This window comes from Pseudotabrizicola algicola, from assembly GCF_010915705.1.
GTDB classification, from domain to species: Bacteria; Pseudomonadota; Alphaproteobacteria; order Rhodobacterales; family Rhodobacteraceae; genus Pseudotabrizicola; species Pseudotabrizicola algicola.
This window is the reverse complement of record NZ_JAAIKE010000001.1, coordinates 423,730-441,873: the sequence shown is the minus strand read 5'-3', so window position 1 is coordinate 441,873 and position 18,144 is coordinate 423,730. Positions and strand designations below refer to the sequence as shown.

13 protein-coding genes are annotated in these 18,144 nt (G+C 63.0%); 3 read left to right on the top strand and 10 right to left on the bottom strand.

Features of this window, described 5'->3' with window-relative positions:
• The first annotated feature begins 119 nt into the window (after nt 1-119).
• Both G3572_RS02115 and typA read left to right on the top strand, forming a co-directional pair.
• Nucleotides 120-722, top strand: coding sequence for a YitT family protein (locus G3572_RS02115; protein ID WP_164609016.1), 603 nt, complete (start codon nt 120-122; stop codon nt 720-722).
• Nucleotides 723-811: 89 nt separating this feature from the next.
• Entirely contained in the window at nt 812-2,629 is a 1,818-nt protein-coding gene (gene typA / locus G3572_RS02110; RefSeq protein WP_164609015.1) for a translational GTPase TypA, read from the top strand.
• 33 nt (nt 2,630-2,662) lie between these two features.
• Here typA and G3572_RS02105 read toward each other — a convergent pair whose 3' ends face one another.
• From G3572_RS02105 to recA, 9 genes are all read right to left on the bottom strand, one after another.
• Nucleotides 2,663-3,205: a histidine phosphatase family protein gene (locus G3572_RS02105; RefSeq protein ID WP_164609014.1), complete on the bottom strand. Its 543-nt coding sequence runs from the start codon at nt 3,203-3,205 to the stop codon at nt 2,663-2,665.
• A gap of 75 nt (nt 3,206-3,280) precedes the next feature.
• Nucleotides 3,281-5,440, bottom strand: a complete 2,160-nt coding sequence (locus tag G3572_RS02100; protein WP_164609013.1) for a TRAP transporter permease — start codon at nt 5,438-5,440, stop codon at nt 3,281-3,283.
• Nucleotides 5,441-5,523: 83 nt separating this feature from the next.
• On the bottom strand, nt 5,524-6,492 hold the full coding sequence (locus G3572_RS02095) for a TAXI family TRAP transporter solute-binding subunit (protein WP_164609012.1): 969 nt from the start codon (nt 6,490-6,492) through the stop codon (nt 5,524-5,526).
• A gap of 188 nt (nt 6,493-6,680) precedes the next feature.
• Nucleotides 6,681-8,033: a sigma-54-dependent transcriptional regulator gene (locus G3572_RS02090; RefSeq protein ID WP_164609011.1), complete on the bottom strand. Its 1,353-nt coding sequence runs from the start codon at nt 8,031-8,033 to the stop codon at nt 6,681-6,683.
• Nucleotides 8,030-9,802 carry a sensor histidine kinase gene (locus G3572_RS02085; RefSeq protein WP_164609010.1) on the bottom strand — a complete coding sequence of 591 codons (1,773 nt, stop codon included), beginning with the start codon at nt 9,800-9,802 and terminating at the stop codon, nt 8,030-8,032. The genes G3572_RS02090 and G3572_RS02085 overlap by 4 nt, the downstream gene beginning before the upstream one ends.
• A 44-nt stretch (nt 9,803-9,846) precedes the next feature.
• Nucleotides 9,847-10,641, bottom strand: a complete 795-nt coding sequence (locus tag G3572_RS02080) for a class II glutamine amidotransferase (protein ID WP_164609009.1) — start codon at nt 10,639-10,641, stop codon at nt 9,847-9,849.
• 129 nt (nt 10,642-10,770) lie between these two features.
• The gene (locus G3572_RS02075; protein ID WP_164609008.1) at nt 10,771-11,061 is read right to left on the bottom strand and encodes a DUF1330 domain-containing protein; all 291 of its coding nucleotides are present in this window, start codon (nt 11,059-11,061) and stop codon (nt 10,771-10,773) included.
• 4 nt (nt 11,062-11,065) lie between these two features.
• Entirely contained in the window at nt 11,066-13,723 is a 2,658-nt protein-coding gene (gene alaS, locus G3572_RS02070; RefSeq protein WP_164609007.1) for an alanine--tRNA ligase, read from the bottom strand.
• A 161-nt stretch (nt 13,724-13,884) separates the two neighbouring features.
• A complete protein-coding gene (recA, locus tag G3572_RS02065; protein WP_164609006.1) occupies nt 13,885-14,961 on the bottom strand; it encodes a recombinase RecA in 1,077 nt (358 codons plus the stop codon).
• A 220-nt stretch (nt 14,962-15,181) separates the two neighbouring features.
• Here recA and G3572_RS02060 point away from each other — a divergent pair, with 220 nt between their 5' ends.
• Nucleotides 15,182-15,772 (top strand): hypothetical protein, encoded by a 591-nt coding sequence (locus tag G3572_RS02060; protein WP_164609005.1) that lies wholly within the window; start codon nt 15,182-15,184, stop codon nt 15,770-15,772.
• A 25-nt stretch (nt 15,773-15,797) separates the two neighbouring features.
• Here G3572_RS02060 and G3572_RS02055 read toward each other — a convergent pair whose 3' ends face one another.
• Nucleotides 15,798-18,062, bottom strand: coding sequence for a hybrid sensor histidine kinase/response regulator (locus tag G3572_RS02055; RefSeq protein ID WP_164609904.1), 2,265 nt, complete (start codon nt 18,060-18,062; stop codon nt 15,798-15,800).
• Nucleotides 18,063-18,144 lie beyond the last annotated feature (82 nt).

Sequence of the window (18,144 nt, the reverse complement as noted above, 5' to 3'; positions counted from 1 at the left end):
TTACAGACTATCGACCGGTTTCCGGTCCTTTGACCATTGATACGAAACACCAGCATTTTGGCCAATGTAAGGCAGCAAAGGGGCTGGACAGGTCAGCAAAGCTGACGTAACCACAGGCCATGACCGACAGCGCCCGACATACGGTGACCGAAGATGCCCAAGGCTTTGCGCTTGGGGTTTTCCTGTGCGCGCTCGGGCTGCAATTCCTGACCCATGCCGGGCTGATCACCGGACAGACGGCGGGGATCGCGGTGATCCTGTCCTATCTGACGGGGTGGAGCTTTGGGGTGGTGTTCTTTGTCATCAACCTGCCCTTCTATCTGCTGGCATGGGCAAGGCTGGGGCCGCAGTTCACCGTGAAGTCGCTGATCTCTGTCACCGCGCTGTCGGCGCTGACGCTGATCCTTCCCGATCAGCTTGCCTTTGCCAACCTGTCCACCCCGATGGCCGCGCTGACCTTTGGCGCGCTGACGGGCGTGGGCTTGCTGGTGATCTTTCGTCACAACGGCAGCCTTGGCGGGCTGGGCGTCGTGGCGCTGATGGTGCAGGACAAGACCGGCTTTCGGGCGGGCTATGTGCAGCTTTGCGCCGATGCGATCATCTTTGGCGTGGCACTGTTCCTGTTTCCGCTGACGGTGGTGCTGTGGTCCCTTGCGGGAGCGGTCGTGCTCAACCTCATCATCGCGATCAACCATCGCCGCGACCGCTATATCGCGACCTGACTGCGCGTGATCTGCACTGGCCAATCAGGGCGAAACCCTGTAAGGGCAGGCCAACAATCATCAGACCCTATTGAAAGTGACCCCTCCCGATGGAGCTTCGCAACATTGCCATTATCGCCCACGTTGACCATGGCAAAACCACGCTCGTCGACGAGCTTTTGAAACAGTCCGGGTCTTTCCGCGACAATCAGGCCGTGGCCGAGCGCGCGATGGACAGCAATGACATCGAACGCGAGCGCGGCATCACCATTCTGGCCAAGTGCACCTCGCTGGAATGGGCGGGCGCACGCATCAACATCGTCGACACCCCCGGCCACGCCGATTTTGGCGGCGAGGTGGAGCGCATCCTGTCGATGGTCGATGGTGTGGTGCTGTTGGTCGACGCCGCCGAAGGCCCGATGCCGCAAACCAAGTTCGTGACCTCCAAGGCGCTGGCGCTGGGGCTGCGCCCGATCGTGGTGCTGAACAAGGTCGACAAGGCCGATGCCGAACCCTCGCGCGCGCTGAACGAGGTGTTCGACCTCTTCGCCAACCTTGGCGCCGACGACGATCAGCTTGATTTCCCTGTGCTTTACGCCTCGGGCCGCTCTGGTTGGGCCGATGCCGAACTGGACGGGCCTCGCAAGGACCTTTCGGCGCTGTTCGATCTGGTGCTGCGGCATGTGCCTGCGCCCAAGCAGATCGCGCGCCGGTCCGAACCGTTCCAGATGCTGGCGACCACCCTGTCGGCAGACCCGTTCATCGGGCGCATCCTGACCGGACGCGTCGAGGCAGGCACGCTGCGCGCTGGCGAGACGCTCAAGGCGCTCAGCCGCAATGGCGAAAAGATCGAACAGTTCCGTGTCTCGAAGGTTCTGGCCTATCGTGGTCTGGTGCAAACGGCGATTGACGCCGCCGAGGCGGGCGACATCGTGACGCTGGCGGGCATGACCAAGGCGACCGTTGCCGATACGCTCTGCGCGCTGGAGATCGACACCGCCCTGCCCGCGCAGCCGATTGACCCGCCGACCATCTCGATCACCTTCGGCATCAACGACTCGCCTCTGGCTGGCAAGGAAGGCACCAAGGTGCAGTCCCGCGTTATCCGCGAGCGTCTGATGAAAGAGGCCGAGATCAACGTGGCGATCAAGGTCACCGACACCCCGAGTGGCGATGCCTTTGAAGTGGCGGGCCGTGGCGAATTGCAGATGGGCGTCCTGATCGAGAACATGCGCCGCGAAGGGTTCGAGCTGTCGATCAGCCGCCCGCGCGTGCTGTTCCGCGAGGTTGACGGTGTCAAGCACGAGCCGATCGAGGAAGTCACCATCGACGTGGATGATGACTATACCGGCCCCGTGATCGAAAAGCTGACCGGCCCGCGCAAAGGGGATCTGGTGGAGATGAAGCCTGCAGGCGCTGGCAAAACCCGGATCATCGCGCATGTGCCGTCACGCGGTCTGATCGGCTATCATGGTCAGTTCATGACGGACACCCGCGGCACCGGCGTGTTGAACCGCGTGTTCCACGGCTGGGCTCCGCACAAGGGCCCGATCGAGGGGCGGCGTCAGGGCGTGCTGATTTCGATGGAATCTGGCATCTCTGTTGCCTATGCGATGTGGAAACTGGAAGACCGTGGCCACTTCTTCATCGGCGTGCAGGAACCCGTCTACACCGGCATGATCATCGGCGAGCACAGCCGTGACAATGATCTGGAAGTGAACCCGCTGAAAGGCAAGCAGTTGACCAACGTGCGCGCCAGCGGCACCGATGAAGCGGTGCGCCTGACCCCTCCGGTCAAGCTGAGCCTTGAGCAGTGCATCGCCTATATCGACGATGATGAACTGGTCGAGGTGACGCCCAAATCGGTGCGGATGCGCAAACGCTATCTGGACCCGCACGAGCGCAAGCGCCAGTCGCGCAGCGCCTGATGGAAACGGCCCCTTCGGGGGCCGTTTTGCTTTTCAGGGGGGCGGCAGGCGATCTACGACCTCAAGGCCCTGCCCCGTGTGCCGCGTCACCAGCGCCTCGCCCGATTGTGGCACGATGCCTGTCAGCGCGGAGATGTTCACCTGATGGGTGACGATGATCACCCGCGCCTCGGGCGGCAGTGTGGCCAGATGCTCCAGCAGGGCAGCAGATTGCGCAGGCTCGTCCTGACGGGAGGAGAAGAAGGAATTGGCGGGCGGAAAGGGTGTGACGGGGCCGAGGTCCAAAAGCGCGGCCGTGTCGCGGGCGCGGCACCATTCAGAGGTCAGAACCTGCGCAAAGGTGATGCCCGCCGCCCTGAAGCGCGCGCCGATAGCCCGGGCCTGCGCTCGGCCTGCGGCGTTCAGGTTGCGCTGCGTCGAACAATCCTCCAGCCGGAAGCTCGCAGGATCGCCGGTGCCGGGGGCGATGGCGTGACGCATCAAGAGAATGGCACCGGGTTCGGACGCGGCGGCCAAGGGATCGGCCCGGAGCGGGCTGGCGAGGAAGATCAGGACCAGAATGAAAAAGACGCGCATGGGCGTTATGTAGCCCAGGCGCGTCAAGGGAAAAGGGCGGCCCCGTCTGGGGAACAGGGCCGCCTTGGTGTGGGCCTAGTCTGCGCCGCGCGCCACGCTGCCGGGTTTCACCAGACGTTTCTGGATCGCCCAGACCCCGAAGGCGGTGCCGATGCCGATGAAGTCAGTCAGGAAGCCCGAGTCGATCATCGCCACTGCCGCCACCGCGAGCACGATCCGCAGCGCCATGTGCAGATGGCCGAAGAACCAGCCCTGCACCGCCGAGGAGAGCAGGAACACGCCCAACAGCGCCCCGGCGACCACATGGATGATGTCGAGCCATTCCCCCTGCATCAGCAAAGCAGGCGAGGAGAAGAACATGAACGGGACGACAAAGGCCGCGAGCCCCATCTTGAACGATTCCACCGAGGTGCGCATCGGGTCCGACCTCGCAATCGCCGCACCGGCATAGGCGGCCAGCGCCACCGGCGGGGTGATCGCGGACATCACCGCGAAGTAGAAGATGAAGAAATGCGCGGTCAGCGTGTCGATGCCCATGCTGATCAGCCCCGGCGCAATCACCGATGCCGCCACCGCATAGGCCGCCGTGGTGGGCATGCCCATCCCCAGCACGATAGAGACGATCATCGCAAAGAACAGGGCGACGACCTGATTGTTCTCGGCCAGACCGAGCAGCAGGCTGGAGAAGCGGGTGCCAAGGCCGGTCAGGGCGATCACGCCCACGATGATCCCTGCTGCGGCACAGACGGCCACCAGTTGCAGCGTCATCTTGGTGGAGATTTCCAGTGCAAAGAGAATTTCCTTCACGCCCATACGGTAAGGCGTCAGCCACGAGACGACCGCCGCCGCCGCCATTGCCAGCGTGCCCGCACGGATCACGGAATAGCCCATGAACAGCGCGCCGATCAGGATGAAGATCGGGATGAAGAGATAGACTTGCTTGGCCAGCTTGGCGAATTGCGGCAGTTCTTCGCGTGGCAGGCCCTTCATGTTGTATTTCTGTGCTGCCAGATCGACGTTGAAGTAGACGCTGACGAAATACAAAAGCGCCGGAATGATCGCCGCCACCACAATCTCTGAATAGGCGATACCGGTGATTTCCGACATGATGAAGGCCCCTGCCCCCATGATCGGCGGCAGGATCTGCCCGCCGGACGAGGCGGCCGCCTCGACCGCAGCCGCAGTTTGCGGCTTGTAGCCCACCCTTTTCATCAGCGGGATGGTCAGCGACCCCGTCGCCACCACATTGCCTGCCGAGGTGCCGTTGATCATGCCCATCAGGCCCGAGCCGAACACCGCCACCTTGGCCGGCCCGCCCCGACGGTCGCCCGCTGCGGCAAAGGCAAAGTTGACAAAGTATTCGCCCACGCGGCTGGCCTGCAGGAAGGCAGCAAAAGCCACGAAAAGGATGATGTAGGTCGAGGAAATCGCCGTCGTCGGCCCGAGGATGCCCTGATCGGTGAAGATGTAGGTGAAGAAGCGGGTCAGCGAATAGCCCCGGTGATAGAGGATTCCCGGAAGCCACGGGCCGACAAAGCTGTAGAGCACGAAGATGCCGGCGATGATCACCAGCGCCAGACCCGCCATGCGCCGCGTCAGCTCGAGGATCAGGATCACGCCCACAAGGGCGGCGAACATATCGGCTTCCTTGGCCAGCGCGGTGCCCCCGCGCAGGCGCAGAAGCGGCGCGTGGAAGATGATATAGGCGGTCACCGCCACTGCGGCGAAAGCCAGAATGATATCGGCCAGATCGAGCCGCCCGCGACGCGGATCAGGCATGAACCAGGCCACCAGAATGGCCCATACCGTGCCGATCAGCAGGGGCGCGCCAAAGGTCCAGCGCGCGGCGGTGGCCTGTGCGGCCTGATCCACGCCCGTGCCGCTGATCCAGAACCACAGCACCTGCAGAAGGGCGATGCCCACCAGAAGCCCTGCCGGAGCCAGCATGAGCGTGCGCCCCGCGCGCGGGTCGGCATCCTGTTCGGCAAAGGTCAGCGAGGAAAACAGCAGGAACCCGATCACCAGCCCGCCACCGACGTGCAGCAGCCGGTAGGTCCAGGTTTCAATCGGATACAGGTTCATCACCCCGATATGAAAGGCGGTATAGGCCACGCAAAGCACGGCGATGAACAGGCCGAGCGACCCGATCGGCTTGCGTTGATTGGCTGCGAAGATTTCATTGTCGACGCCCGAGGCAATTTCCTTGCTTGGGGCATCCGTGCTGGGAGCGGTCATGATATGGTGTCCCTGATGACGGTTTTATCGAAAAAGGGCGTCCGATTGTGGCCGGACGCCCGCACAGCACCGCTTGGCGTGCCTTACTTCAGGGTATCGGGAATGGTGATCCCTTTTTCTTCGTAGTATTTCACCGCACCGGGGTGGAAGGGCATGAAGCTGTTCTTGTCCCAGTTCTCGGCCAGAGTTTCGGCTGCGGTCGCGTGGATCTGCAGCATGCGGTCGTTGTTGTCGAGCGCGAGCTTGGTGATCTCGTAGGCCAGCGAGTCCGGCATGTCGGAATGGGCGATGGCGAAGTTCCATAGCGCCACGGTGGGCTGGTCATAATCATGACCGGCATAGGTGCCAGCCGGGATGTTGAACGCAGCCATTGCCGGGAAGGCCTCGAGAACCTTGGCCTGCTCTTCCTCGTTCAGACCGAACATCAGAACATCCTGCTGCGCGGCGAGTTCGGCGAAGGCCGAGATCGGCACGCCCGCGGCAAAGGCGAAGGCGTCGATCAGGCCGTCCTGCAACTGGCCTGCCGCATCGGCGGCACCGGCGTAGGAAACGGTGGCGTTGACGCCGACGGCGGTCATGAACTGCGGCCAGTAGGTGCCGGGGGTGCCGCCAGCGGGACCGACCGACACGCGCTTGCCATTAAGGTCTGACACCGAAGTGATGCCCGAAGAACGCAGGACCACAACCTGGAACGGTGTCTGATACATCGGGAACAGCGCGCGGATGGATTTATGCTCCAGCCCCGGTGCCAGTTCCGACTTGCCGTTCCACGCATCATAGGCAGGCCCCATCGTGACCAGCCCCATCAGGTGGTCGCCGGTTTCCACCAGCGTGACGTTCTGCACCGGCCCGCCGGTGACTTCGCCCGTGGCATTCACGCCAAGGGCTTCGGACATATAGCCTGCAAATCCGTTGCCATAGACAAAATAGGTGCCGCCTTGCGAAGCGGTGCCGATGGTGATTTCCGACGGCCAGTCGCTCTTGTCTTGCGCCATAGCGCCGGTTGCAACGATGCCGACCGCCGCGGCGGCGGCGAGTGTTTTGATGAACATGCAGTCCTCCCAAAATTCCTACACTGGCCAGCGCCTCCTGCGCGGGGCCGTGATGGGGGCAGGAAAGGAAGATATCGGGGTTTCACTCAACCGTGTTTCGGCATGATCGCGCCATGAATTCGCAAACACGGCCCTGTGATGGGTGGAAATCGTAACATATGCCGCAAAGCATGGGCGGATTTCGTGGCCTATTCCGCCTCGCCCTCCGGCCCCGCGCCGAATTGCGCTTTGTCGAGCCCATGCTTTTGCATCTTCTCCCACAGGGTTTTGCGCGACAGGCCGAGTGATTCATAGACCGGTTTGAGGTTGCCGCGATGGGCGGCAAGTGCGGCCTCGATCTCGCGCTTTTCAAATTCGGCGACCCGCTCGGCAAGGCGCGAGGGAGGATCGTCGGCGGTTTGCGCGCCCTCGCCAAGCCCCAAGGCGTAGCGATCGGCGGCGTTGCGCAACTCGCGCACATTGCCGGGCCAGTCGCGCGCGGTCAGTTGGGCGACAAGCGAAGGCGGCACCGGTGCGGGGTCGGACCGGTGCCGGCTTGCGGCCTCGGCCAGAAGGCGCAGGAACAGCAGCGGAATGTCCTCGCGCCGGGCCGAGAGCGGCGGCACCTGAAGGGTGACGACGTTCAGCCGGTAAAGCAGATCGGCGCGGAACCGTCCCGCCTCCACCTCCGCCTCAAGCGGAACGCGCGACGTGGCCATGAAGCGCACATCCAGCGGCAGCGCCTCGTTCGAACCAAGCCGCGTCACTGTGCGGTCTTCGATCACCCGCACCAGTTTACCCTGCATGTCGAGCGGCATTGACGCGATGTCATCGAGCAGGATGGTGCCGCCGCGTGCATGTTCAAACTTGCCATAGCGCGCCCGCAAGGCTCCTGCAAAGGCCCCTGCCTCATGACCAAAAAGCTCGGATTCGATCAGGGCCGCCGGGATCGCGGCGCAATCGATGGCGACAAAAGGTTTGCGCGCCCGCGGCGACAGATCGTGCAATGCGCGCGCAACCACCTCTTTGCCCGCGCCGGTTTCGCCGACGATCAGCACATCTGCCTCGGTCGGGCCAAGCGTGCGGATGCGGCGGCGCAGATCGATCATGGCGGTGGACCGCCCGATCAGGCGCTGCTCCATATCATCAAGCTGCCCCGCGGCGGCCTTGAGCACACGGTTTTCCAGCACGAGTCGGCGGTAATCCGAGGCCCGCGCGACGATTTCCGTCAACTGGCTGGCCGCGAAGGGCTTTTCGACGAAATCATAGGCCCCTTCGCGCATTGCCCGCACTGCCAGTTGCACATCGCCATGCCCGGTGATCAGGATCACCGGAATGTCACGATCAATCTCGTGGATGCGGTTCATCAGCGTCAGCCCGTCCATGCCGGGCATGCGGATATCGGTCAGCACCACGCCGGGAAAGCCGAAGCTGACCAGATCCATCACCCGCTCGGGCGCGGCGAAATCCTGCACCACAAAGCCCGCAAGGTCGAGCGCCTGCGCAGTCGAGGCGCGCAGGTCAGGCTCGTCATCGACCAGAAGGATACGCAGCGGAGTCATTCGGCGGCCTCTTTCAAGGGGACGGGGGCTGCGCGCAGACGCAGCACGAAACAGGCACCGGGACCGGACGAAACAGAAAGATCGCCGCCGAAGTCCTTGATGATGTTGTAGGAAATCGACAGGCCAAGGCCAAGCCCCTTGCCCACGCCCTTTGTCGAGAAAAACGGATCGAAGATGCGGGTGGCCAGACCTTCGGGAACGCCGGTGCCGCTGTCGGCAATCCGGATCAGCACATCTCCCGCCGCTGCCTCGGCGGTCAGGGTGATCTGACGCTCGGACAATCCTTCGACAGCATCGGCAGCATTGGTCAGGATGTTGACCAGCACCTGCTGCAAGCGCACCGGCCCCGCCACCACCTGTGGCAGATCAGGGGACAGCACGACGGTGAGCGTCGCATCGGCGGCGCGGATACGCAGCGCCGCGATCTCCACCGCTGCCTCCACCACCTCGGCCAGTGTGACATGCGTCAGCTTTTGCCCCGGCGCGCGGGCAAAGCTGCGCAGATGGCGGCTGATGCTGGCCAGACGGTCGATCAGGCTGAGGATGCGATCTATGTTGCCGCGCGCTTCCAGCATGCGGCCCCTGTCCATCAACACGCCCGCATTGTCGGCATAGGTGCGGGCAGCGGCCAGCGGCTGGTTGAATTCATGGCTGAGCGCAGCCGACATCTGGCCCAAGGCAGCCATCTTGCCCGCCTGCACCAGATCGGCCTGAGCCTGGCGCAATTCATGCGTGCGCTCTTCCACCCGCCGCTCCAGATCGGCGCGCGCTTCGGCCTGAACCTGCAAACGCTCGTCCAGCCGCAGCCGACGCTGCCACAGCACCGCCCCCACCATGGCGAGGACGCCAAAGGCCAGCATCGCAACAAAGGCGAGCGTCAGCGCCGTGGCGCGGGCCGCTGCCGTGTTGATAAGCACATGCACCACCCAGCCCGCGCGCTCCATCTTCATGTCGCGTTGCAGGTATTCGCGCACGCCCTGCGCATCGGCAATCCGCAAGACAGGGCTGCCCCGGTGCTGCCCTTCGTCGGTGATGTTCAGCAATCCGATGGGCGTTCCGGCATAGCGGCGCGTGGCGGCGATATTGGCCTTTGCTGTTTCGTCCAGCGGCCGCATCGCCGCAAACCGCCATTGGGGGCGTGATGACAGAAAGGTCACGCCCTCGGGATCGGTCACCAGCACCGCGTAATCGCCGGCCGCCCATGTGCTTTCAATCGCATCAAGGTCGATCTTGAAAGCCAGCACCCCCGCTGTCTGCCCCGCCACCCGCACCGGCGCGCCAAAGTAATAGCCGCGTTTGCCGCTGGTTGTGCCAAGCGCATAGAACTGGCCGGACTCGCCGCGCAAGGCATCGTAGAAATAGGGGCGAAAGGCGAAGTTGCCGCCAATAAACGAGGTATCGGTATCAAAGTTCGAAGCGGCGATGGTAAGGCCGTCACGATTCATCACATAGATATCTGTCGCGCCCAGAAGACGCTGGATGCGGCGCAGATAGGCATTCGTCTCGGCAACCAGCGCGGGATTGGTAGGGTCGGCGGCAAGGCGGGTGACGATGGTCTGCTCGGCGATCAGGGGGGGCAGACGTTCAAAACGGTCCAGCGCGCCTTCAAGCGCCGTGGTGGCCAGTTGCAGCACGTTATCACCGCGCCGCACCGTATCGTCGAGCGATTGCGCAAGGCTTTGCCGCCACGTCAGCCATCCGGCCAGACAGCAGCCCAGAACAGCCAGACCGGCCGCCATAAGCAACAAACGGGGTGAGGTCTTGCGCATCCGTCAAAGCCTAGCGGCAAAGGCGGGGCCGGTGCAACCGGACTTCAGGCGGCAAGGGCAAGGCGGCAAGGGTGAAAGTCCTCCACCCGCACCTCTGGCCCGTCGAAGGTGCAGAAACTGAACGGCGGGGCTTCGATCCAGCCACATTCGCCGCTCTCCAGCGGCTCGGATACGACGGCCGTGCCTTGACGCGACTCTGACCAGCGGTGGTAGAGCGTGGGCGCATGGTCATCTGTGGCGTAACGGATGGCATAGAGACGCTGGCCATCCGACAGGGCTGCGGTCAGCCGCAGGTGCGGCGCGGCACCCTTGGCGCGCGAGAGGCGGATCAGTTTGGCTGCCGCCCGCTCCATCGCGCCCTTAGGGTCATCGTCCAGCCCTTCGGCGACGGCGATCAGGAACAGCGCCTCGGAATCGGTCGCGCCCTTGCGGCTGGGATACAGCGCATCGGGGATCATCATATCGGCGTCACGGCGAAAGGCATCATAGCCACCGATCTGGCCGTTGTGCATGAAAGACCAGCGGCCCCATGTGAAGGGATGGCAGTTGTTACGGCTGGTCGCGGTGCCGGTGCTGGCGCGGACATGGGCCAAGAACAGGCCTGACCGGACCTGCGCGGTCAGGCTGCGCAGGTTAGGATCGGACCACGCGGGCATCACGTCGCGGTAAAGCCCGGGCTCTGCCCGTTCCCCATACCATGCAACGCCAAAGCCGTCGGCGTTGATGGCGGTGTGGCATTGTGTAGCACAGTGCGACTGCTGGATCAGGGAATGGCCCGGACGGCTGACGATTTCCTCGAGAAAAATCGGCGCTCCGGTATATGCGGCCCAACGGCACATCAGCGCGCCCCGGTTCTGGACATGGTTCTGCCTCGGCGTTCGTTTTCATGACAATAGCATGAAACAAAACAACGCCGTAAGGAGGTTCCTTACGGCGTTGCGCAGATTTGGCGAATTGATGCTGAAAAATCAGCCGATTTCTTCGACGACGACCAGATCCCGCACAGAGGCCCCTTTGGCATGGGCCAGCGCCGCCTGATATTCGGCGCTGTTGTAGCAGGCAACCGCAGCCTCAAGGCTGGGAAAGCGCGCCACCACATTGCGGGCGCGGTCGCGGCCTTCAAGCTGCACATAGCGCCCGCCGCGCGCCAGAAAGACACCGCCATGCGCCGCAATCGCCGGGCCCGCACCTTTGGCGTAAAGGCCGTAGGCGTCGGCATCGGTCACTTCGACATGGGCAATCCACAGGGCTGTTGGCATCGTCTTATCCTTTGATGACAGCTTCGGCGGCAGCAATCGCGGCCTCTGCTCCGGCAATGTCGACGCCGCCGGCCTGCGCCATATCGGGACGACCACCGCCGCCCTTGCCGCCAAGCGCCTCGGCGGCCGCCTTGACCAACGCCACCGCAGAAAGCGTCGCGGTCAGATCCGCCGTCACCCCCGCCGCAACAGCCGGCTTGGCCCCGGTATCGGCGATCAGCAGCACAGCACCCGAGCCAAGCTTGGCCTTCATCTCGTCAATCAGCGCGGGAAGATCCTTGCCCGAGACGCCCTGCAGCACTTGCGCGATGAACTTGACGCCGTTGATCTCTTTTGCCTCCGGCCCACCAGATTTGCCGCCCATCGCCACTTCGCGGCGCAGTTGCGCCACTTCGTTCTGCAAGGCGCGGGTTTCCGACAACAGGCCTTCCAGCTTCTGCAGCGCATCCGCGGCGGTGGGTGATTTCAGGCGCGCAAGCAGCATGTGAAGCTCGTCCGCACTCTGCTCCAGATGCGCGATGGCGCCCGCCCCCGTCAACGCCTCGATCCGCCGCACACCGGCAGAGGAGGCCGAGTCGCCAAGAATATAGAAAGCGCCGATATCGCCCGTGCGCTGCACATGGGTGCCGCCGCAGAGCTCAAGGCTATAGGTGTCGCCATCGACCCCTTTGGCGCTGCCCTCCAGCCGCCCCATCGAGACGACGCGCACTTCTTCGCCGTATTTTTCGCCGAACAGCGCCTGCGCCCCCAAGGCACGGGCATCATCCGGTGTCATGATCCGCGTATCAACGGGCGTGTTCTGGCGGATGAAATCATTCACCTCGGCCTGAACCACCTTCAGCTCTGCCGGCGTCAGGCCTTTGGCATGGCTGAAGTCAAAACGCAGGCGGTCCGGCGCATTCAGGCTGCCCTTTTGCGCTACATGATCCCCCAGCGCACGGCGCAGCGCCTCGTGCAGAAGATGGGTCGCCGAATGGTTGGCGCGGATCTGGCCGCGGCGGCTGTGCGACACTTCCAGCTTGGCAGGCTGGCCCTTGCTGATCGTGCCCTCGCTGAGCTTTGCGATGTGCAGGAACACCCCCGCCACCTTGCGGGTGTCCGTCACCTCGGCGAGGCCGGTCGCAGTGCGGATCCAGCCGGTATCGCCGACCTGTCCGCCGGACTCGGCATAGAACGGGGTCTGGTTGACGACGATCTGCACCGTCTCGCCGGTCTTGGCCGCGTCAATCGCGGCGCCATCGCGCACAAGTGCATTGATGACGCCTTCCGCCGTTTCGGTGTCATAGCCCAAGAACTCGGTCACGCCGTGTTCTTCGGCCAGTTCGAACCAGATCTTGCTGTCTGCCGCCTCACCCGTGCCGGACCATGCGGCGCGCGCCTTGGCCTTCTGCTCGGCCATGGCAGCGTCAAAACCGCCAACATCCACCGCACGGCCCCGCTCGCGCAGCGCATCCTGCGTAAGGTCAAGCGGGAAGCCATAGGTGTCATACAGCTTGAACGCGGTCGCGCCCGGAAGATCGCCACCTTCGGGCAGGCGGCCGAGCTCTTCATCGAGAAGTTTCAAACCGCGGTCGAGTGTGGTCTTGAAGCGGGTTTCCTCCAGCTTCAGCGTTTCCTCGATCAGGCTTTGCGCGCGGGCCAACTCGGGGTAGGCTGCGCCCATCTGGCGCACCAGCGCCGGAACCAGCTTGAACATCACCGGGTCCTGACTGCCCAGCATATGCGCATGGCGCATCGCGCGGCGCATGATGCGGCGCAGCACATAGCCGCGCCCCTCATTTGACGGCATCACGCCATCGGCAATCAGGAAGGAGGTGGAGCGCAGGTGGTCGGCAATCACGCGGTGATGCGTCTTGCCGGGGCCATCCGGATCAGAACTCGTCGCATGGGCCGATGCCTCGATCAGGCTGCGCATCAGGTCGGTGTCGTAATTGTCGTGCTTGCCCTGCAGCAGCGCGCCGATCCGCTCCAGCCCCATGCCGGTGTCGATGCTCTGCATGTCGAGCGGGCGCATCGAGCCATCTGCGAACTGCTCATTCTGCATGAACACGTTGTTCCAGATTTCGATGAAGCGGTCGCCATCCTCTTCCGGGCTACCCGGAGGGCCGCCCCAGATGTGATCGCCGTGATCATAGAAAATTTCCGTGCAAGGACCACAGGGCCCCGTCGGCCCCATGCGCCAGAAGTTGTCATCGGTGGGGATGCGGATCACCTTGCTGTCGGAAAATCCGGCGACCTTTTTCCAGATCTCGGCCGCTTCGTCATCGGTGTGATAGACGGTGACCAGCAGCTTGTCCTTGTTCAGGCCGAAGTCCTTCGTCAGCAATTCCCAGGCAAAGGCAATGGCCTCGGCCTTGAAGTAATCGCCAAAGCTGAAATTACCCAGCATTTCGAAAAACGTGTGGTGGCGCGCGGTATAGCCCACATTGTCAAGGTCGTTGTGCTTGCCTCCCGCGCGCACGCATTTCTGCGCCGTCGTCGCGCGGGTATAATCGCGCGTCTCAACCCCGGTGAACAGGTTCTTGAACTGCACCATGCCGGAGTTGGCGAACATCAGCGTCGGATCGTTGCGCGGCACGAGGGGCGAGCTTTCCACCACCTTGTGGCCATTGCGGGCAAAGAAATCGAGATAGGTCGAGCGGATATCGTTCAGCGACGCCATGTTAGTGCTCTTCGGCTGAGGGGTTCATCGGGTCTGGCTTCCGTCTAGCGCCGTGCGCGGGGCCTGTCCACCGGCGGCGGTGGCACAGCGGGCAAAAAGGCGGGGAAAGCGCCATGAAAAAGGCCGGGGCATGCCCCGGCCATAGTTGCATGTCCAGCGTTTCAGCCGTCCATTACATCATCATCGGCGACATCGCCTTCGGCCATGTGGAAATCCAGCCCGTTGGCGGCGCGGATGCGATCTTCGATCTCGGCAGCGATGCTGGGGTTGGATTTGAGGAACAGCTTGGCGTTTTCACGCCCCTGTCCGATCCGCTCATCCCCGTAGGAATACCAGCTGCCCGATTTCTCGACCACGCCCGCCTTTACCCCGATGTCAATCAACTCGCCGGTCTTGGAGATACCCGCGCCATACATGATGTCGAATTCCACCTGCTTGAAGGGCGGGGCGACCTTGTTCTTGACGACCTTGACGCGGGTGGAGTTGCCGACCACGTCGTCCTTTTCCTTGATCGACCCGATGCGGCGGATATCAAGCCGCACGCTGGCATAAAACTTGAGCGCATTGCCGCCCGTGGTGGTTTCGGGGCTGCCGAACATGACGCCGATCTTCATCCGGATCTGGTTGATGAAGATCACCATGCAGTTGCTGCGCCCGATGCTGGCGGTCAGCTTGCGCATCGCCTGACTCATCAGACGGGCCTGAGCGCCCATCTGCATATCGCCCATGTCACCCTCGATCTCCGATTTGGGGGTAAGCGCGGCGACCGAATCGACGACCACAAGGCTGACCGCACCCGAGCGCACCAGAGTGTCGACGATTTCCAGCGCCTGCTCGCCCGTGTCGGGCTGGCTGATCAGCAATTCATCAAGGTTGACGCCCAGTTTCTTGGCGTATTGCGGGTCCAAGGCGTGTTCGGCATCGACAAAGGCGCAAACCCCGCCCTTCTTCTGCTCTTCTGCAACAACATGCAGGGTCAGTGTGGTCTTGCCCGAAGATTCCGGCCCGTAAATCTCGATGATCCGGCCCTTTGGCAAACCGCCGATACCCAAGGCGATATCAAGCCCGAGCGAGCCCGTCGATGTGGCTTCAATATCCATTGCGGGGCTGTTGGCCCCCAGTTTCATGATAGAGCCCTTGCCGAACTGCCGTTCGATCTGTGCCAGAGCGCTTTCCAGCGCCTTCGACTTGTCCATTTCGCGCTTCCCGTTCAAATCGAGGAGGTTCGCCACCGCCATCATCCCGCTCCTTATTTCACAGCCACAGCATCGCGGCAATCATTGCATGTGTTCGCGAAGTGTTCTCGCTTATATGAGATCAAATCGGGAACATTTCAATCGACTTTTCGTAAATTCAACTTTTTCACAATTTGGTTAAGTGATCGTTTATGTCGTGGCCCGAACCTGAGAGGCAAGGCACACCGCCTTTTGCCGGCAAGACGCAAAGGGACCAAGGGCCGTGTTGGTATTCTGGGAACAAAGATTGGCCATTCTGGCCACGCCAAAAACCGGATCGACAGCGATCGAGGCAGCGCTGGAATCGCTCGCTGCTGTATCAATCCAGCGGCCTCCGGCCTTGAAGCACACCAATGTCGCGCGGTTTCACCGCTTTGTCGGCCCCTATCTGGAAAGCGCGGCCGGCGGGCCGTTCACCGTGGTGGCCCTGATGCGCGAGCCGCGCGATTGGCTGGGAAGCTGGTATCGCTACCGCAGCCGCGACGACATTCCCGATCCGGCGAAAAGCACCCAAGGCATCAGCTTTGATGCCTTTGTGCAAGGTTGGTGCAGCAATCCGCGCCCTGCCTTTGCCGATGTCGGATCACAGGCGCGCTTTCTGAAGGCTGGCCAAGGGCGCGGGGCCGATCAGCTGTTCCGCTACGAAAACATCGACCGTTTCATCGCCTTTCTTGAAGACCGGCTGGATTTCCAGATCTTTCTGCCGCAGCTCAACGTCTCTCCGAAAGGATCGACCGAGCTGTCCGCCAAGACCGCCGCACGTCTGCAAGAGGTCGCAGCCGAGGATTACGCGCTTTACAGCAGTCTGGAATGACGGGGCTTCGAATGGCGGTGCACGGTCAATTCAGTTGGCCCTGCACCGTCACCGCCAGATCATTGAGCGAGAACGGCTTGGCCAGAAACACCGAATTGGGCACCCTGCCCTGTTCTTCTGAAAGACAATCCTCGGCGTAGCCCGACATGAAGACCACGCGCACATCGGGCCGCGCCTCGCGTGCGAGCTTGACCCAGCTGGGGCCATCCATGCCGGGCATCACCACATCGGTGACAAAGACATCGATCTGCAGCGTCGCGTCTTCCAGCAGGCGCAGCGCCTCTTCTGCGCAGTCGGCCTCAAGCACGGTATAGCCGCGCAGGCGCAATGCGCGGCTGGCGAAGGCGCGCACCGGCGCCTCATCCTCGACCAGTAGGACCACCCCTTCGCCTTGCTTGAGCACGATCTTGCGCGCGGGCTCCGGTGCGGGCGCATCCTCATCCTCTTCACCTGCGATGTGGATCGGGAAGTAGAGATGAAACACAGACCCCTCTCCGGGCGTGGAGTCGACGAAAATGAAGCCGCCCGATTGCTTGACGATGCCGTAGACGGTGGAGAGGCCAAGGCCCGTGCCCTCTCCTGCGCGCTTGGTGGTGAAAAACGGCTCGAATATCTTGTCAAGCCGTTCGGGCGGAATCCCGATCCCGGTGTCGATCACGCGGATTGCCGCATATTCCCCCGCAGGAACAACCGCACGGTCACGGCGCATCTCGTCGTGCAGCGTCAATGCCTCAGTCTCGACGCGGATCGTGCCGCCCTCTGCCATCGCGTCGCGGGCATTGACCACAAGGTTCATCAGAACCTGTTCCAGCTGCCGCTTGTCGGCGCGGATCATGCCCAGGTCATGCGCATGGGCAAGGCGCAGCCGCACCTTTTCCCCCACCAGCCGATTGAGCAGATGCGCCATTTCCGACAGCGCCTCCTGTAGATCGATGCGTTCGGGTTTCAGCGTCTGCTTGCGCGAGAAGGCAAGCAACTGCCCGACCAGCGCAGCGGCACGATTGGCGTTCTGGTTGATCTGGACGAGATCGGCAAAATCCTTGTCCTCGCGCGTGTGGCGCAGCAAAAGCAAGTCGCAGTGGCCCGAAATCGCTGTCAGCAAGTTGTTGAAATCATGCGCAATTCCGCCTGCAAGCTGGCCGATGGCCTGCATTTTCTGGCTTTGCACGAACTGCGCCTCCCGCAGTTTCATGGCGGTCGCATCCTGCACAACCGCCAAAACCCCCGGACGACCGTGATCGACATGGCGCCGCAACGTCACCTGATGGAAAGCATCCGGCTGACCAAGACGGGCGCGCAGCACCTCCGACCCGCCGGCATGGCGTTCGGCCACAACGTCACCCAGCCAATCCAGCACGGAACGGCCCAAACCTTCGTAGACATCATGGAACATCGGCCGCGCGTCCGGACCAAGGTCAAGCACATCGCGGGCTGCGCGGTTTGCGGCCTGCAATCGTCCTTCGGCATCAAAGCGCAAGAGCGCGACGGGCAATCCTTCGAAATTTTCCATAATCTGTTCACCCGACGGGCGGTTATCAACGGGCATCAGATAGATTTCCCGCCGTTCCCCCACACCGGGAATCTCGGCAAGGATCGCCCGCACCGGGCCGTCGATACTCGCCACCTCAAGCTCTTCGCCGTTGCGCAGGACCTGGGTCGAGAACACCCGGTCAAGCCGCCGCGGGCGCCCCCCCAGCAGGCGGCGCATCGCCTCGTTGGTGAAAAGCACGACCCCCGCCTTGTTCACGATCAGCATGGGCAGGCTCAGCCCTTCGGCCCCGCGGCCTGCGGCCCCGCGGTCTACGAACTCCTCAAGCCGCCACAGAAACCTGCCATCGGCCACCCGATGCACCGCCAGACGCGAGTGGCCGCGCCGCGTGACGACATCTTCCCGTGCGGCCCCAGAGGTCGCTGCGCGGGCCTGCAGACGATAGAGCACGGAGGCAGGGCTGGCGAAATGGTCTTGCAAGGCCGCCATGAGCGTTGCCACTGCCAGCCCGAACCGGGCTTGTGCGGCGGCATTGCGGTAAAGGATCTGACCCTGGGCATCGGTGGTAAAACAGGGCGTTGCATCCTGCCCGACAAGCAGAACAAGCGCGCGCTCTGCCAGCCTGTCGGACCGTTCCGCCAGAAAAAGAGCACCCCAGAGCAGCCCCACCAGCGCGCCCAGCGTCAGCGCAACCACGCCCGCCGCAATCCGGACCGAGGGATCGGTGGCGAAACCCGCCGCAACCAGCGCCGCAAGGGCCGCTGCCAGCAACAGGCGTGACCGCGAAGCCAAACCGCGCATCGCGGCCACAACTTCGTTGCTTCCTTTGATGCCCGCCAGCACGCCCACTCCCCATCCGGTCCGTTGTTCCGGGCCAGCAGAG

Bases quoted from the DNA above. Each gene is read 5' to 3' on its own strand.
- G3572_RS02080 (WP_164609009.1), bottom strand. From the start codon at position 10,641: ATGTGCCGTTGGGCCGCATATACCGGAGCGCCGATTTTTCTCGAGGAA.
- recA (WP_164609006.1), bottom strand. From the start codon at position 14,961: ATGGCGGTGGCGAACCTCCTCGATTTGAACGGGAAGCGCGAAATGGAC.
- G3572_RS02095 (WP_164609012.1), bottom strand. From the start codon at position 6,492: ATGTTCATCAAAACACTCGCCGCCGCCGCGGCGGTCGGCATCGTTGCA.
- G3572_RS02100 (WP_164609013.1), bottom strand. From the start codon at position 5,440: ATGACCGCTCCCAGCACGGATGCCCCAAGCAAGGAAATTGCCTCGGGC.
- alaS (WP_164609007.1), bottom strand. From the start codon at position 13,723: ATGGCGTCGCTGAACGATATCCGCTCGACCTATCTCGATTTCTTTGCC.
- G3572_RS02085 (WP_164609010.1), bottom strand. From the start codon at position 9,802: ATGCGCAAGACCTCACCCCGTTTGTTGCTTATGGCGGCCGGTCTGGCT.
- G3572_RS02115 (WP_164609016.1), top strand. From the start codon at position 120: ATGACCGACAGCGCCCGACATACGGTGACCGAAGATGCCCAAGGCTTT.
- G3572_RS02075 (WP_164609008.1), bottom strand. From the start codon at position 11,061: ATGCCAACAGCCCTGTGGATTGCCCATGTCGAAGTGACCGATGCCGAC.
- typA (WP_164609015.1), top strand. From the start codon at position 812: ATGGAGCTTCGCAACATTGCCATTATCGCCCACGTTGACCATGGCAAA.
- G3572_RS02090 (WP_164609011.1), bottom strand. From the start codon at position 8,033: ATGACTCCGCTGCGTATCCTTCTGGTCGATGACGAGCCTGACCTGCGC.
- G3572_RS02055 (WP_164609904.1), bottom strand. From the start codon at position 18,062: ATGCGCGGTTTGGCTTCGCGGTCACGCCTGTTGCTGGCAGCGGCCCTT.
- G3572_RS02105 (WP_164609014.1), bottom strand. From the start codon at position 3,205: ATGCGCGTCTTTTTCATTCTGGTCCTGATCTTCCTCGCCAGCCCGCTC.